This is a genomic window from Tessaracoccus rhinocerotis, assembly GCF_007197885.1.
Classification (GTDB): Bacteria; Actinomycetota; Actinomycetes; order Propionibacteriales; family Propionibacteriaceae; genus Arachnia; species Arachnia rhinocerotis.
Genome location: NZ_VKKG01000006.1, coordinates 177,441 through 191,044, shown reverse-complemented (window position 1 = coordinate 191,044; position 13,604 = coordinate 177,441). Strand labels below are relative to the sequence as shown.

The following is a 13,604-nucleotide window of genomic DNA, read 5'->3' as shown; positions in this document are numbered from 1 at the left end:
CTCCGGGATGGTGTGGGGGTGGGGCGGTGCCGCCCCACCCCCACTGGTGCCTTGCCGCGGACTAGCCGCCCAGAGTGGCGCTGATCTCCTCGTTGAGGGTGTCGACCTGCGAGCCGTCGCCCCAGACAGCGTCCTGGATCAGGAGCTGCCAGTTGGAGCCGGCGGCGTTGAACGCCTCGTTGAAGTAGATGGCCACGGGGGTGCGGCCGTCCTTGATGGTGGCGTTGGCGATGAGCGTGCGCTCGTCGGCGTCGGCGTAGCCGTTCTCGAGGACGCTCAGGCTGGAGGCCGTGTCGTCGTTGTCGGCGAAGACCGTCTGCTGGGCCTCGTCGGACATCAGCCAGGACATGAAGTTCCAGGCCTGCTCCACGTTCTCGGAGCTGCGGGAGATGCCCAGGGCGTCACCGCCGAGGAAGGTGGACTGGTTGCCGTCGACGCCGGGGATGCCGGCGACGCCGATCTCGAAGTCGACCGTGTCGAACAGGCCCGTCACCGCGGTGTAGGGGTACTGCATGACGCCGATGTTGCCCTCCTGGAACGGGGCGGTCCAGGTGGCTCCGGTCTCCTCCTTGGAGCCGGCGCCGAGGCCGTTGGAGGTGTTGGCGAGCTCGTTGTAGGCCGCGTAGATGGCCTTGGCGTTCTCGGAGGCCACGTTGGCCTCGGTGCCGCCGGCGCCGAGGGGCTCCTCACCGCTGGCCCACATCATCGGGAACAGCGTGAACACGAGGGCACCGCCGGACTGGCCGGCGAGGTAGCTGCCCGCGACGCCGTCCTTGCCGAGGTCCGCGACAGCCTTGGCCTGCTCGAGGAACTCACCGACGGTGGTGGGGCCCTGCTCGGGATCGAGACCGGCCTCCTCGTAGAGGTCCTTGTTCCAGACCATCACGGAGATGTCGGTGACGAACGGCAGCGTGTGCATGCGGCCGTCGATGGTGCCGGCGTCGATGTGGCCCTGCTGGAGGTTGTCAACGTCGAGGGTGGAGATGTGGTCCGTGATGTCGGTGAAGACGCCCTGCTCCACCCAGTACGGGATGCGAACGACGTCGCCCGCGAGGATGTCGGGGAGCGTGTCGGTCTGGATGGCGCCGCCAACCTTCCCCTCGACGTCGTCGTTGGGGAGGATCTCCAGGATCACCTGGTTCTCGTGGGTGGCGTTGTAGGCCTCGACGGCGTTCTTGGCCTGGCGCTCCAGCGGGGCGCGCGTCCACATGGTCAGTTCGGTGCCGTCGTCGATGCCCTCCGGTGAAACTTCAGCTCCGTTGGTGGCCCCTTCGGTGGGGTCCTCCGCCGGGGTTTCGCCGCCGCAGGCGGTGAGAGCGAGGCTCAGGGCCGCGGCAGCGGCCAGGATCGAGCGAGTCTTCATTTTGATCCTCTCTTCTTTGAGGTGTTGTGCTGCCGGTGACTACCCCCGGCTTTCGAAACCTTCGTAAACGGTTGCGTGAATCATTCCACGCGTGATCCGGCAAGTCAAGGGCCCCAAAATACGTCGGTTCTTTAGGAGTTTTCGAAAGCTTTCGGGTTTGTCTGGGCCAGCCCTGGGGGAATGCGGGCTCGGGCGACGGGGGACGGCACGTCGCCGACGGCGTGACCAGCGTCCGCGAAACGCCGCGTCGAGGCCCTGGAGAGCCCGGAACGAGCTTCTCGCGGATGCCTGTCACGCCCCACCGCGACGGCCGCCATGCGGCGGGACGGTTAGGACCCAGGCAGCAGGACGCGGATGCCTACGTCGCCCGCACTGTCGTACTCCTGGATGCTCACGTATCCGTCGACCACGAGGGTGTCTGCGTAGTTGCTCGTGCTGAAATGGGCTATCGCAGCTCCGTCCGAGACGCGGTGAAGCGTCGGCCGGTCGTAGTTGTCCATCACGGCCACCACGGACCCGTCCGGGCTGATGGACAGCGGGTTGCTGGTGGAGATCGGCTCCCCCGGGTTGTCGAACTGGAGCCCGACGTCACGCAGGAGCGCCTCACCCTCGGGGGAGAACATCACAGGCCTTGCGAACTGCTCCACGCCGATGTCCAACATCTCCAACGGGTAGACCGGGGTGACACCCTGGAACACGTACGGGAAGGGCGTCACCGCGTACCCGTCCTCCGGGTCGGACAACTGCTTGCCGTCCCAGTCGAAGAACGCGGTTCCCACCCCGTCGGAGTAGACCCCGAAACCGTCCCAGTACACGTCTGTCGAGACGTCGTCGCTCTCCTGCTCGAACACCACCGATCCATCCGCCAGGTCGATGAGCTGCAGCACACCGTCGGCCAGGAGCGCCAGCCTGCCGCCCTCCACCAGCGTGGCCTGCCCGAGGACGTCGTCAATGCCGGTGCTGTGGCGCCACGCCACCCCGCCGGCGGGGCCGATCGCGAGCACCTCGATCGCCCCGAAGAGCGAGCCTCGAGCCGTGTGGTCCGCCACCAGGTAGATCCCCAGATCACCGTGGAACCCGACCAGCTGGATGTCCGTCGGCAGGAACTGGGCAGCCACCTCGTAGGCGACGCTGCCGGTGGCGATGTCCACCCCGACCAGCGGAGCCGTGGTCTTGCTTGGGAAGTAGTCCTGCGGGACGTCGATGCTCGAGCACAGCGCCACGCCGTCGCGGGTCCCAACGGAGCACAGGTAGCTGGGGAAGTCCCAGACCAGCTCGCCCGTGGCCGTGGAGATCCCGTGCAGCACGTCGTCGAGCATGAACGCGTACACGGCACCGTCCGCGCTCAAGCCGACGGGCAGCGCGTTCATGCCTTCGAAGGAGACCTCCGTGGCACCGGTGGCATAGCCCTCATCCAGCCAGCTCCCCGTCAGCCCGCGCGGGTACAGGTCATCGGGCGTCGGTGAGGGCGACGGGGATGGGGCGCAGCACACCGGAGACGGGCTGTCCGAAGGGCTCGGCGACGGGCCCACCGACGGGCTGGGTGACGGCGACGCGGGTCCTGCGGGGGTGGGCTCCCCGTCGGAGGCGAGCATCCCGTATGCGACGAGCCCGCCGAGCACACAGGCCAGTACTCCGACGACCACCCACCACACCGTGCGAGTGCCGGATCGACGGGGCTGGGGGTGCGGGTACTGGCTCACGGGCGACAATCCTAGGCCGTGGAGGGTTCGCCGCCCCGGCTCGATGGTCGCGGACGGGCTCAAACGGCAGTGGGTGCGCCCGCTTGGACCTCACCCTGCCCTTCGAGGCTCGCTGCCGTTCGCACCTCAGGGCGACTGGGGTGGGTGCTGGCGGCCGCGGTAGACGGCCGTCCGCAGTTCGACCGACCAGACGTCGAGGGTCGGCATCGCCAGTTGCTCGGCGACTGCGATCTCGGCCTCCACGTCGTAGGGGACCCGCACGAACTGGATGCCGAAGGGGGCGGTGCGGTCGCCGCCGACGACGCCCTCCAGGATCACGTACGACGGCGTGGGTTCGTCGAGGGGGTTCCCGACGCTGCCGACGTTGAACAGGGTCCGCCCGCGGTAGGTCTCGACGTAGGCGTCGTGGATGTCGGCGTATCCGACGACGTCGGGCGTGGGTCCGTCCCCGGTCATGGTGGTGTTGTCGAACATGCCGGCGAACTGCTCGGGCGTGTGGTGGAAGTGGACGCGGACGTGGGGGCTCTCGGCGGAGGCGTGGAAGAGCCGGATCCGTCGACCGCTCAGTGTGAGGTCGTGCGAGAGCGGCAGTCCGGCCAGCCAGGTGCGGCTCTCGGGGGAGAGTTCGTCGCGCCACCACACCATCTCGGTGGGGCCGTCGTCGGGGATGGCCGGCAGGAAGTCGTCCCAGTTGCCGCGCACGTTCACCTCGCAAACCTCCCGGCAGCGACGCACGGACGCCTCGCCGCGCGGGCCCTTGCCGGCGGTGTCGCCGAGGTTGAGGATCCGGGTGATCCCGCGGGCGGCGATGTCGGCGAGGACCGCCTCGAGCGCGCCGAGGTTGCCGTGGACGTCGGAGATGAGGGCGATTCGGTCCGGGGTCACCTAGCCATCCTATTGAGGTCCCCACCAGGTCAGGAAGTGAAGCGGACGACGTTGTTGAACACCCAGTCGGTCTTCTGGCGGAACTGGCGCTGGCCGTTGCCGTCGAGGTAGCCCTCGTAGAAGGTGACCCGCGAGAAGCTGCGGCACCCGTTGGGTCCGGTCCAGGAGTCGCCGCAGCTGGTCTTCCACTGCCGCCCGTCGTCAGCGCGCCAGGTGCCGTCGACCGCGAGCGGGTTGCCCTTCCACTGCGCCCGGGGCGAGGGCAGGTAGGTCAGGTTGTTGAACACGTAGGCGTTGACCTGCTGGTAGCGCCCGTTCACCAGCTTGATCTGTGTTGCGTGGATGTCGGCCTGGCAGCGCTTCACTGTGGAGCTGTAGTTCGAGCACACGGTGCGCCAGTGGCGACCGTTGACGTAGTGCTCGCCCGGCGTGGTGTAGACATCGACGTCAGGCGTGTTCCCGTCCGGGTTGCCGGAGTAGGCGAAGAAGTTGATGGTGGAGTACCAGAGGCCGTTGGAGGCCCTGGCGATGCCGATGCCGACGTGGGTGTACTTCGCGTCGCGCATGATCTTCTCGTGAGGGGGCGAGTTGATCCACTGGTTGATGAACTGCTGGGCGCTGCCCGACGAGTTCAGGGCGATGATCTCGCCCGCCCCGCTCCAGCCGTCAGGCACGCGGGAGTCGTCGTGGTAGTGCGGGTTGTGGTTGAAGTTGCCGGTGTCGGCCATCCGCACCGTCCAGTCGCGTGCGACGGGGGTCAGCGCGGTGCTGAGCGTGACGGCCGGGGCGCCCTTCTGGGCGCGGTAGGAGTTGAGGCCGGCAAGCAACTGCTGGACCTTCGCGGTCTCGTTGACGTTCGTGGCGGCCTGCGCGCCCTGTGGCACGACGAAGGCCGTCCCCAACAGCACCAGCAGCGCTGCCAGGCGGGTGAACCAGGCATTCCGGGTCTTGTTCATCGGGGCTCCTCGAATCGGTCAGAGTTCCCCCGGGCGGGCCAGCGTAACCCCGACGGGGGTCACCCTGCGCCGAGTCTCAGCCGCGCGTGGCGCCCTCGAGCATGCCGTTGATGAAGTAGCGCTGGCCGAAGACGAACGCGACGACGATGGGCGCGGCGATGATGACACCGGCCGAGGCCATCAGTGCGGTGTCGGCGGTGTACTGGCCCTGGAACACGTTCAGCGCGAGGGGCGCCGTCGCCCACGTCTTGTAGGGCGACATCACCAGCGGGATCAGGAACTCGTTCCACGTCCACATGAACATCAACACCGCGACGGTGACGATCGAGGGCAGCAGCGGCGGCACGCAGATCCGCCACAGGGCGCTCCAGCTGGTGCTGCCGTCGATGGCGGCGGCCTCGAGCAGGTTCTCGGGCAGCGCCCGGAACTGTGCGCGCATCCAGAACGCGCCGAACGCCGTCGACTGCGCGATCTGCGGCAGCGCCACACCCCAGATGGTGTCGGTGAGCCCGATGGCCTGGAAGTCGAAGAACAGCGGGATGACGATGGCCTCGGCCGGGATCATCAATCCCAGGAGGAACAGGTAGAACAGCAGCGTCGAACCGGGGAAGCGCATGGTGCCGAACGCGTAGCCGGCGAGCACGGACAGCGCCAGCGCCGACGTGACCACGAGCGCGGCGACGGCGAGGGACCGGCCGAGCGCACGGCCGAAGTCGCCCTGCGCCCAGGCTTCGGCGAAGTTGCCCCAGTGCAGCCCGCCGGTGGCGATGCCGAGCTGCGGCCCCAGCGCGGTCACGAAGATCGTGGCCACCGGGGCGACCGCGAACAGCGCGAACAGGGTCAGGACGACGTAGTTGAGCATCCGCTCGGTGCTGGAGACCCTCATCGCGGCCTCCGTTCCTCACCGACGCGGCTGACGAACACATTGATGATGAACACCAGCACGGTCAGCACCACCGCCACGGCCGCGGCCGAGCCGATCTGCTTGTGGTTGAACGCACGGTTGAACACCTCGAAGGCGGGCACCGTCGTCGCGGTCCCGGGGCCGCCTCGGGTGGTCATGTAGACGAGGTCGAAGGTCTTCAGGGCGGCGATGATGGTCAGCACCAGCGCCGTCGCGATCTCGCCGCGGACACTCGGCAGGGTGACGGCGAAGAACTCACGGACGGGGCCCGCGCCGTCGAGCCGGGCCGCCTCGTAGAGCTCGCCGGGGATGCGCGTCATGCCGGCCAGCAGCAGGAGCATGACCAGGCCGGTCTCCAGCCAGAAACCGATGACGCCGACGGCGGACAGCGCGAAGTCCGCGCTGCCGAGCCAGCCGATGTCGGAGTCGATGCCGAACAGGCCGAGGAGGCTGTTCAGACCGCCGGTCGGGGCGTAGATCTGGCGCCACGCGACGGCCACCACCACCAGGGCGATCACCTGCGGCAGGAAGATCAGCGCCCGGTAGATGCCCAGTCCGCGCACCTGCCCGCGGCGCAGCACCGCCGCCAGCACCAGACCCACCGCCAGCGGCAGCAGGGAGTAGAACACGATCAGCACCAGGGCGTGCCAGATGGCGGCCAGGAAGGCGCGGTCGCCCAGCAGCGAGGTGTAGTTGTCGAGGCCGACGAACGTGGCCGCGCCGAAGCCGGACCACTCGTAGAACGAGTAGCTGATGGTCCGACCCAGCGGGTACAGCATGAAGGCGCCGTAGACCACCAGGGCCGGCAGCAGGTAGAGGTAGGGCGCGGCCCGGGAGCCGGCGACGGCCGACGGCCGCCCCCAGCGCCGGGGCGCCCGGACCTCAGCCCGTGAAGGCGGCGTAGTCATCCTCGAACGCCTGCAGCACCTCTTCGGGCGTGCGCTGCCCGTCGAGCGCCTCCTGCAGGCCCTGGCCGGCGGTGTCGGCGAAGGTCGGGGTGGCGTAGTCCAGGTATGGCAGCAGCGTGCCCTCCTCGGAGACCGTGCTGAAGGCGGTGTAGATGTCGTTCTGGACGCCGCTCTCGGGAGCGAGGTCGGCCGTGTTCAACACCGGCATGCCACCGTTCTCGGCGATGATCTCCATCGCCTCCTCCGTGGTGATGAAGTCGATGTAGGCGGCGGCGACGGCGACGTTGTCCGCGTTGGCGGGGACGGAGAACGGGATGCCGGTGCCGCCGGTGGTGGCCACCTGGCCGTCGAGTCCCGGCGGCGGTGCCATGAAGCGCAGGTCCTCGCCCATCACGGCCTCCATGTCGGCACCCAGCCAGTTGCCGGCGGGCAGGAAGACGCCGGTTCCTGTGGTGAAGTCGGCCCAGGCGGCGTCGTAGTCGGTGCCGTTCGGGGAGGAGCCGAAGTAGCCCTCGGCGCCCCAGGTGGCGAACTGCTCCATGGCGGCGACGTTGCCCTCGTCCAGCCAGGACGCGCCGGCGTTGCCCATACCGAGGGCGACGATGTCGTCGGCGGGGACGTGGTTGGCCTGCAGCGGGCCGAAGACGTGCAGGGCGGGCCACTGGTCGATGTTGCCCAGTACCATCGGCAGCTCACCGGCCTCCAGCGCGGCGTCCAGGGCGGCGTGGTACTCGTCCCACGTCGTCGGCGCCTCGAGGCCCAGCTCGTCCAGCTTGGACTGGGAGTAGAAGATGCCGACGATCTCGCCGGTCTGCGGCAGGCCGTAGAGGTTGCCCTCGCCGAAGGTGGTGCCGTCGGCGGAGTAGCGCACCTTCCCGAGCACGGAGTCCGGGAACCGGTCGGTCCAGCCGTAGGCGTCGGCGTAGGGGGTGAGGTCCGCGAGCTGGCCGGCCGCGACGTACTGGCCCATGTCACCGCGGGCGTTGTTGACCTGCACCACGTCGGGGACGTCGTCGCCGCCGAGCGCGAGCGCGATCTGCTGCTGCAGGTCCTCGTTGGCCTGGCTGGTGCGGTTGATGGTGACGTTGGGGTACTTGTCCTCGAACGCGGCGTTCAGCGCCTCGAGGGCGTCGTTCTGGGAGCCGCGGACCTCCTGGTCCCAGACCACGAGTTCGACGTCGCCGAGCGATTCGATATCGGTGGTGACGTCGGTGATGGTCTCCCCGCTGGTGGGTTCCTCCGACGGGGTGCCGCTGCCCGGCGCGCAGGCCGTGAGGGCCAGGGCACTGACTAGCAGTGCGCCGCCGAGTGCGCGCAGCGAGCTGGTTGGTCGAGACTTCATCGGGATCCTCCTGGGTACAGAACCGGTGGGTCCATCGTGCCAGAGTGGCGCCGTGGGAGATCCACTTGTTCGCCGAGGGCGGGGAGGTGGTGCACGGCGATGCCCCGTCGTAGTGACCGGGTTGCCCGGCACAATCGATGAGTATGAGTGGAACCGGAACAGACCCCCGAACCGCCCGCCGTCGCAAGCAGCGACGCACCCGGAGTTGGGGGGAGGACCTCCGCAGCATGCTCCTCAAGTCCGTGCTGGGAGCAGTGTTCTGGACCGGCGCGGTGTTCATCTCCGCCACCGGACTCCTGCGCCAACCCAACGGGGACGTCATCGAGCCCACCGCCGTGTGGGCCGGCATCGTCGGTGGCCTGATGGCGGGGATCTGGGGGTTCCTGCAGGTGGACCTCCAGCGCCCCGGCGGCGGGCTGCGCACCGACGGGCTGCCGAGCTTGCTCGCCCTGGGCGTGCCCGTCTCCGCAGTCATCCAGCTCGCCGGCGTGATGCTGTGGCCCTTCGTGATCGACGGGCCCTATGGGAGCCTGGTCACGCAACTGCACTCCGAGCCCATTGCAGTCGTCCAGGTGGCGCTGTTCCTGCTGGGCACGATGGCCTGGTCGATGACTCCCATGTTCTGTTTCGCGAGCGGGAGGATGGTGCTGGGGTTGCTCTCCGGCGTGCTGTTCCTGGTGGTGCTCGGCCTCGGACTCTGGCAGGGGTTCGTGCTGTTCCACTCCCCCGTCGAGCCCGGCAGGACGCTCCTGTGGGCCGTGGTGGCCGCCCTGGGGTTCGCCGTGATGACGGCGGGCGCCGTCGTCTTCGCCAAGGCGGCGGAATAGGACAGGGACGCGGTTCGCCAGTTCCGGGGTGGGAAGTGAAGGAGACCGGAAGCCCTTGGTGACCAGCTCCGCCGACACGCCACGGGGTCTGCTCTGGAGGCCAATCCCTCGGCGTGTCACCGGCTCTGGTCACCACTGCCTCTGGGCACCCCTGGGCGCGACCCGGTCCCTGGGCCCAGCCGGGACTTTGGCTACAGCTCGATCCAGTAGCGCCGCTTGGGCGTCTCCCCCGGCTCCTCGCCGTCGACCACGTCCTCCAGCACCCCGCCGGCTCCCTCGATGGTGCGGTAGGAGGCGACGTTGTCGTCGTCGCAGGTCACCAGGACACGCTCCAGCCCCAACTCGCGGCAGCGATCCAGTGCGAGCGCCAGGCCCGCACGGGCGTAACCGCGCCGTCGCCGTGAGGGGCGGACCGAGTACCCGATGTGGCCGCCGAAGCGCCGCAGCCAGTCGTTCAGTTCGTGCCGGATGGAGACGAACCCCACCACCTCGTCGGCGTCGGTGATCCAGAACAGGTCGTTGTGGACCAGCCCCTCGGGCGGCGCGACGGAGGTGTCGGCCATGGTGCGGGCCTTCTCCACGAGCAGGTCCAGCACCGACGGCTCCCCCGCCACCGGCGCCCTCAGCCCCGAACCGTCGATGTGGACGCCTGCGAACTCCGCCACGGCCTCGGCCCAGCTGGGGAACAGCGCGACGGTGGGAGGGGTGAGTCGGATGGTCATCGGGTGAGCGAACCAGATCCCCGCTCCGGACCGCAACCGCACGCTTGGCGTCGCGCTTGTCCTGCGCCCTAGAGTTCCCCCGTGCCCACCCGCGAAGACGTCCTCAACACCGCAGCCGCCTGGCTGTGGATCCCCTACGACGCCGAGGTCCACGAGACCGAGCACGCCAAGGTGGTGGTCAAGGACGGCAAGGGCTCTGTCCACCGCGCCGAGGGCCTGCCGGGGCCGGAACTGGTGGCGCACGTGCGCGGGCTCACGCCGTCGGTGCCGACGCTGTGGGCGGTCCACGACCTGTCAGTACCCGCGGACCTGGCAGAGACCCTCCTCAGGCTGGGCGCAAGCGTGAAGGAGGACTTCGACGTCCTGGCGCTCGACCTCACCGACGGCGTCCCAGACCTGGCCGTTCCCGACGACGTCGAGGTGCGCCGGGCGGACGGGCCCGAGGTGCTGGACCTGATCTACCCCGTCACCGCCGCCGCGTTCGGCACGCCCCTCGCGAACGCCGCGTTCCGCGAGGGGGACGTCGCCGACGTCGCCCGTCAGGTGGCCGCAGGGAAGGATCGCACCATCTTCCGCTACCTCGGCCTCGTCGATGGCGTCCCCGCGGCCCACGCCGGACTCACGCTCGACGACGGCGTCGCCAAGCTCTGGGCCGGTGGCGTGGTGGAGCAGTACCGGCACCGCGGCGCCTACCGGGCCGTGATGGCCGCCCGCTTCACCGAGGCCTTCGAGCGCGGTGCCCGCTACGCGCTGGTGAAGGCCCGCAAGGGCACCTCAAGCCCCATCCTGCGCCGCGCCGGGTTCGAGGTGTACGGCAACGAGGTGCACTACCCGCTGCCTCCGGCCTGACATCCGCCAGTCGCCCTGAGGTGCGAGCGCCAGCGAGCCTCGAAGGGTCTCCCTGGGCCTGCCTCAGCCCGAGTGCGCCGTCGCCCCCGGCTGTAACCGCTAACTGCGGCACGGACGCCACCCCGGATGGCATCCGTGCCGCAGTGAGCGTGAACAGGCTCAGCCGAAGCGCACGATGTTGTTGAACAGCCACTTGGTGACGCTGCGGTAGCCGCCGGCCGGGTTCACCTCGATCACGGTGGCGCGGATGTAGGCGCGGCAGCCGTTGCGGCCCGACGTCGCGGTGTCGCACTCGGTGCGCCAGGCGCGTCCGTCGCTGGTCCACTGCTTGTCGTAGCCCGCCTGCGCGTAGCCGCCCAGCGGGTTGTCCTTCCAGATGGAGCGCGGGCTGGGCAGGTAGGTGAGGTTGTTGAACACCCACCCGGTCTGCTGCACGTAGCGGCCGTTCACCAGCGCGATCTGCGTGGCCAGGATCTCGGTGCGGCAGCGCTGCGTGCTGGAGTAGGGCTCGCAGGTGGTGCGCCAGTCGCGGCCGTTGACGCGGTGCTCGCCGGGCGTGGTGTACACGTCCACCCAGCTGCCGTCGATGACGTCGACGCTGTACGCGTGCGTCGACGGCGCGCCCTCGCCCGTGATGCCGCTGACGGTGACGGAGTAGCGAACCGAGCCCTGCCCCTCCACCTCCGGCAGGTCCGGCATCTCCCACACGAGCCGGTCGGCGGCGCCGTAGATCACCCGCGTCGCCAACTCCCCCGTCGGACCCGTCACCTTCACGGTGGCCGCGCTGAGCCGGGCGCTGCCAGTGGCGTGGATGGACCAGCGCCTGCTGGTGGGCACCCACTCGCTCGGGAAGTAGCCCGCAACCGGCCACGTGGTGAGCTGCGGTGCCGTGGCGCGCGGCGACTCGTCGATGACCCACAACGCGTTGGTGTTGTTGGTGCTGCCGGAGCCCATGGTGGTGGTCTCCGGACGCAGGATCCACCAGCGGTGCCCGACGGCGGTGTTGTTGTAGCCGTAGTCGTCCATGTAGAGCCAGATCGGGTCCGGCACCACGTCCAGCGCCTCGAGGCCCCAGCTGATGGCGAGGTTCGACTTGCCGGCGGCAGTCGCACCTTCCTCCGAGTAGCAGCGCGCTTCAGCCTGTGGATAGTGGTCCAGCCTGTCGTTGGCGGCCATGATCAGGGCCGCGGCCTGCGCGGAGGCGCTGTACGACGTCGAGAACTGGACCGGTTCCAGACCCGCCAGTCCGCGCACCAGGTTCACGCGCCGCAGGATCGCGGACTGGTAGGCGGCCGACACGGTCCCGGTGGTACAGCTCGCCACCGAGCCGGTCCATCCCACAGGTGTCTGCGCCAGTTTCGTGTATTCACGGTAGGCGGCCCGCACCGCGTCGGCCTTCGTGGCGTCGACGGTGGGTGCCGCGTGGGCGTCGATCGGCACCAGCACCGACGAGCCCAGCACGAGCGCAAGACTCACCAGGAGCGTGCGCGCAATTCCCCCAAGTTTTTCCCCCATGGAAGATGAAAGCACGGATTCCGGCCGACGGTGTGATCCGGGCTCAGTCACATCCGGCGACGGCGTCGGCCAGGCCGGCCGTCGCCTCCGAGCGCAGTTGGGTCACGACGGCGCGGGCGGCCACGATGCGCTGCTCGGCGACGTCCAGTCCGGCTTCCAGTTCGTCGCAGTTCGCCAGGACGCCGCGCAGGCGCTCCCCGACGTCGGGGGTCTGCTTGAGCGAGGTAAGCCGCCGCACCTCACTGATGCCGAACCCGGCCCCGCGCAGCGCGTTGATGAGCACGAACGCGTCCAGCACCGACTCGTCGTAGATCCTGCGTCCGCCGGAATCCCGCTCCGCCGGCGGGATCAGGGACTCGCGTTCGTAGTAGCGCACGGTGTCCACTGAGACGCCCGCCGCGCGTGCCACGTCGCCGATCATGAGCCTCTTCACGACAGCCAGAAAACCACAACGACCGCGGCCACGATGGCGAGCCGGATCACATGGTGGGAGGGCGTGAACTCCCCCACCAACCTTCCGTAGACCAGCGGTGCCACCACTGTGGGGACCCCCGCCACGATGACGGCGGTGCGTCCCCAATCCGTGACTTCGAAGGTGCGCAGGACGGCCGCGGCGGCGAAGGTCAGGGCCGCCGTCGCATAGAGGAGCTGTGGAAAGACGAGGGAGTGTTCGCCGTGGCCATCCGCCGCGGCCTGGGAGGGCGCCCCGATGACGGCGACGAGGTTGAGCAGGGCGGCAAGGCCGGTGAGGACCAACGCGAGTGTGAACATGCACCCCAGTCCAGGTGCTGGAGTGCGCTCCAGGTCAAGCGTGCGTCCGGAACCCCGTCGGTGGGGTCCCGGATTGACGAAACCCGCACCGGCCGGGGCGGGTGCGGGTTCTTCGGTGGGCCTAACTGGACTTGAACCAGTGACCTCTGCCTTATCAGGGCAGCGCTCTAACCGTCTGAGCTATAGGCCCGAGTCAACCGACGACAAACTCTAACGCACCGCCTCGGTTCGGGGCAAAACGGAGCGCAGGCCACCCAGCAGGAGGTCCACCATCCGGTGTGCGTCGTAGTCCGGATCGGGTCCCGCCCAGGCCACCAGGTCACCGACGGCGCGCAGCAGCTCGTAGGCCTCGACGTCGGCCACCACCTCGCCGGATTCCCTGGCGGCGGCGAGCAGGACACCGAGGACCGGCACGAGTCTGTCGATGAAGAGTTGGTGCAGCGCCGAGATGCCGGCGGCGTCGCCCCGCCAGACGTGGTTGAGGCCGTGCTTGGTGCCGAGGAAGGCGACGAAGCCGTGCACCCACGCCACCACCGCCCGGAACGGCGAGGACTCGGACGCCAGCAGCTCCGGTCCGGCCTCAGCACAGTCCTCGACCTGTTGCCGGTAGACGGCCACCACCAGGTCCGAGCGCGTGGGGAAGTGTCGGTACAGCGTGCCGGTGCCCACACCCGCAGCCGCCGCGACCTCCCGGACGGGCGCGTCCACCCCGGAGGTCCCGAACACCCGAGCCGCTGCGTCGACGATGGCGCGCTCGTTGCGCTCGACGTCGGCCCGCCTGGCCCTCGGCGCCTCACCACTGGCTGTCATGCAGTTGACCCTACCCGAAACGGACCATCGTTCCGATTCCACTTGTCAA

At 69.2% G+C, this 13,604-nt stretch carries 14 protein-coding genes and 1 tRNA gene; 2 read left to right on the top strand and 13 right to left on the bottom strand.

Going from position 1 to position 13,604, the window contains the following annotated elements:
- Positions 1–61 precede the first annotated feature (61 nt).
- From FOJ82_RS14190 to FOJ82_RS14160, 7 genes are all read right to left on the bottom strand, one after another.
- Positions 62–1,363 (bottom strand): ABC transporter substrate-binding protein, encoded by a 1,302-nt coding sequence (locus FOJ82_RS14190; protein ID WP_143939144.1) that lies wholly within the window; start codon positions 1,361–1,363, stop codon positions 62–64.
- Between the two features lie 329 nt (positions 1,364–1,692).
- Entirely contained in the window at positions 1,693–3,066 is a 1,374-nt protein-coding gene (locus FOJ82_RS16320) for a hypothetical protein (RefSeq protein ID WP_185975812.1), read from the bottom strand.
- A gap of 126 nt (positions 3,067–3,192) precedes the next feature.
- On the bottom strand, positions 3,193–3,951 hold the full coding sequence (locus FOJ82_RS14180) for a metallophosphoesterase family protein (protein WP_143939143.1): 759 nt from the start codon (positions 3,949–3,951) through the stop codon (positions 3,193–3,195).
- Positions 3,952–3,980: 29 nt separating this feature from the next.
- Entirely contained in the window at positions 3,981–4,907 is a 927-nt protein-coding gene (locus FOJ82_RS14175; RefSeq protein ID WP_143939142.1) for a CAP domain-containing protein, read from the bottom strand.
- 76 nt (positions 4,908–4,983) lie between these two features.
- A complete protein-coding gene (locus tag FOJ82_RS14170) occupies positions 4,984–5,793 on the bottom strand; it encodes a carbohydrate ABC transporter permease (RefSeq protein ID WP_143939141.1) in 810 nt (269 codons plus the stop codon).
- Complete coding sequence (locus FOJ82_RS14165) at positions 5,790–6,719, bottom strand: carbohydrate ABC transporter permease (protein WP_143939140.1); 930 nt, start codon at positions 6,717–6,719, stop codon at positions 5,790–5,792. Before FOJ82_RS14165 ends, FOJ82_RS14170 begins: the two co-directional genes overlap by 4 nt.
- Positions 6,694–8,061: an ABC transporter substrate-binding protein gene (locus FOJ82_RS14160; protein ID WP_143939139.1), complete on the bottom strand. Its 1,368-nt coding sequence runs from the start codon at positions 8,059–8,061 to the stop codon at positions 6,694–6,696. The genes FOJ82_RS14165 and FOJ82_RS14160 overlap by 26 nt, the downstream gene beginning before the upstream one ends.
- Before the next feature lie 227 nt (positions 8,062–8,288).
- On the opposite strand from FOJ82_RS14160, the gene FOJ82_RS14155 reads away from it, so the two are divergent.
- Positions 8,289–8,888: a hypothetical protein gene (locus FOJ82_RS14155; protein ID WP_143939138.1), complete on the top strand. Its 600-nt coding sequence runs from the start codon at positions 8,289–8,291 to the stop codon at positions 8,886–8,888.
- A 191-nt stretch (positions 8,889–9,079) separates the two neighbouring features.
- Here FOJ82_RS14155 and FOJ82_RS14150 read toward each other — a convergent pair whose 3' ends face one another.
- Positions 9,080–9,610: a GNAT family N-acetyltransferase gene (locus tag FOJ82_RS14150; protein ID WP_143939137.1), complete on the bottom strand. Its 531-nt coding sequence runs from the start codon at positions 9,608–9,610 to the stop codon at positions 9,080–9,082.
- Positions 9,611–9,691: 81 nt separating this feature from the next.
- Between FOJ82_RS14150 and FOJ82_RS14145 the strand changes: the two genes are divergently transcribed.
- Positions 9,692–10,459, top strand: a complete 768-nt coding sequence (locus FOJ82_RS14145; RefSeq protein WP_143939136.1) for a GNAT family N-acetyltransferase — start codon at positions 9,692–9,694, stop codon at positions 10,457–10,459.
- 159 nt (positions 10,460–10,618) lie between these two features.
- On the opposite strand, the gene FOJ82_RS14140 is transcribed toward FOJ82_RS14145, so the two are convergent.
- The 5 genes from FOJ82_RS14140 to FOJ82_RS14120 all read right to left on the bottom strand — a co-directional run bounded on the left by FOJ82_RS14140 (position 10,619) and on the right by FOJ82_RS14120 (position 13,555).
- On the bottom strand, positions 10,619–11,935 hold the full coding sequence (locus FOJ82_RS14140; protein ID WP_185975811.1) for a CAP domain-containing protein: 1,317 nt from the start codon (positions 11,933–11,935) through the stop codon (positions 10,619–10,621).
- Between the two features lie 82 nt (positions 11,936–12,017).
- Complete coding sequence (locus tag FOJ82_RS14135) at positions 12,018–12,407, bottom strand: MerR family transcriptional regulator (protein ID WP_143939134.1); 390 nt, start codon at positions 12,405–12,407, stop codon at positions 12,018–12,020.
- The gene (locus FOJ82_RS14130; RefSeq protein ID WP_143939133.1) at positions 12,404–12,745 is read right to left on the bottom strand and encodes a hypothetical protein; all 342 of its coding nucleotides are present in this window, start codon (positions 12,743–12,745) and stop codon (positions 12,404–12,406) included. The genes FOJ82_RS14135 and FOJ82_RS14130 overlap by 4 nt, the downstream gene beginning before the upstream one ends.
- 116 nt (positions 12,746–12,861) lie before the next feature.
- A tRNA-Ile gene (locus FOJ82_RS14125) sits at positions 12,862–12,935 on the bottom strand.
- Positions 12,936–12,955: 20 nt separating this feature from the next.
- Positions 12,956–13,555, bottom strand: coding sequence for a TetR/AcrR family transcriptional regulator (locus tag FOJ82_RS14120; RefSeq protein ID WP_143939132.1), 600 nt, complete (start codon positions 13,553–13,555; stop codon positions 12,956–12,958).
- Positions 13,556–13,604 lie beyond the last annotated feature (49 nt).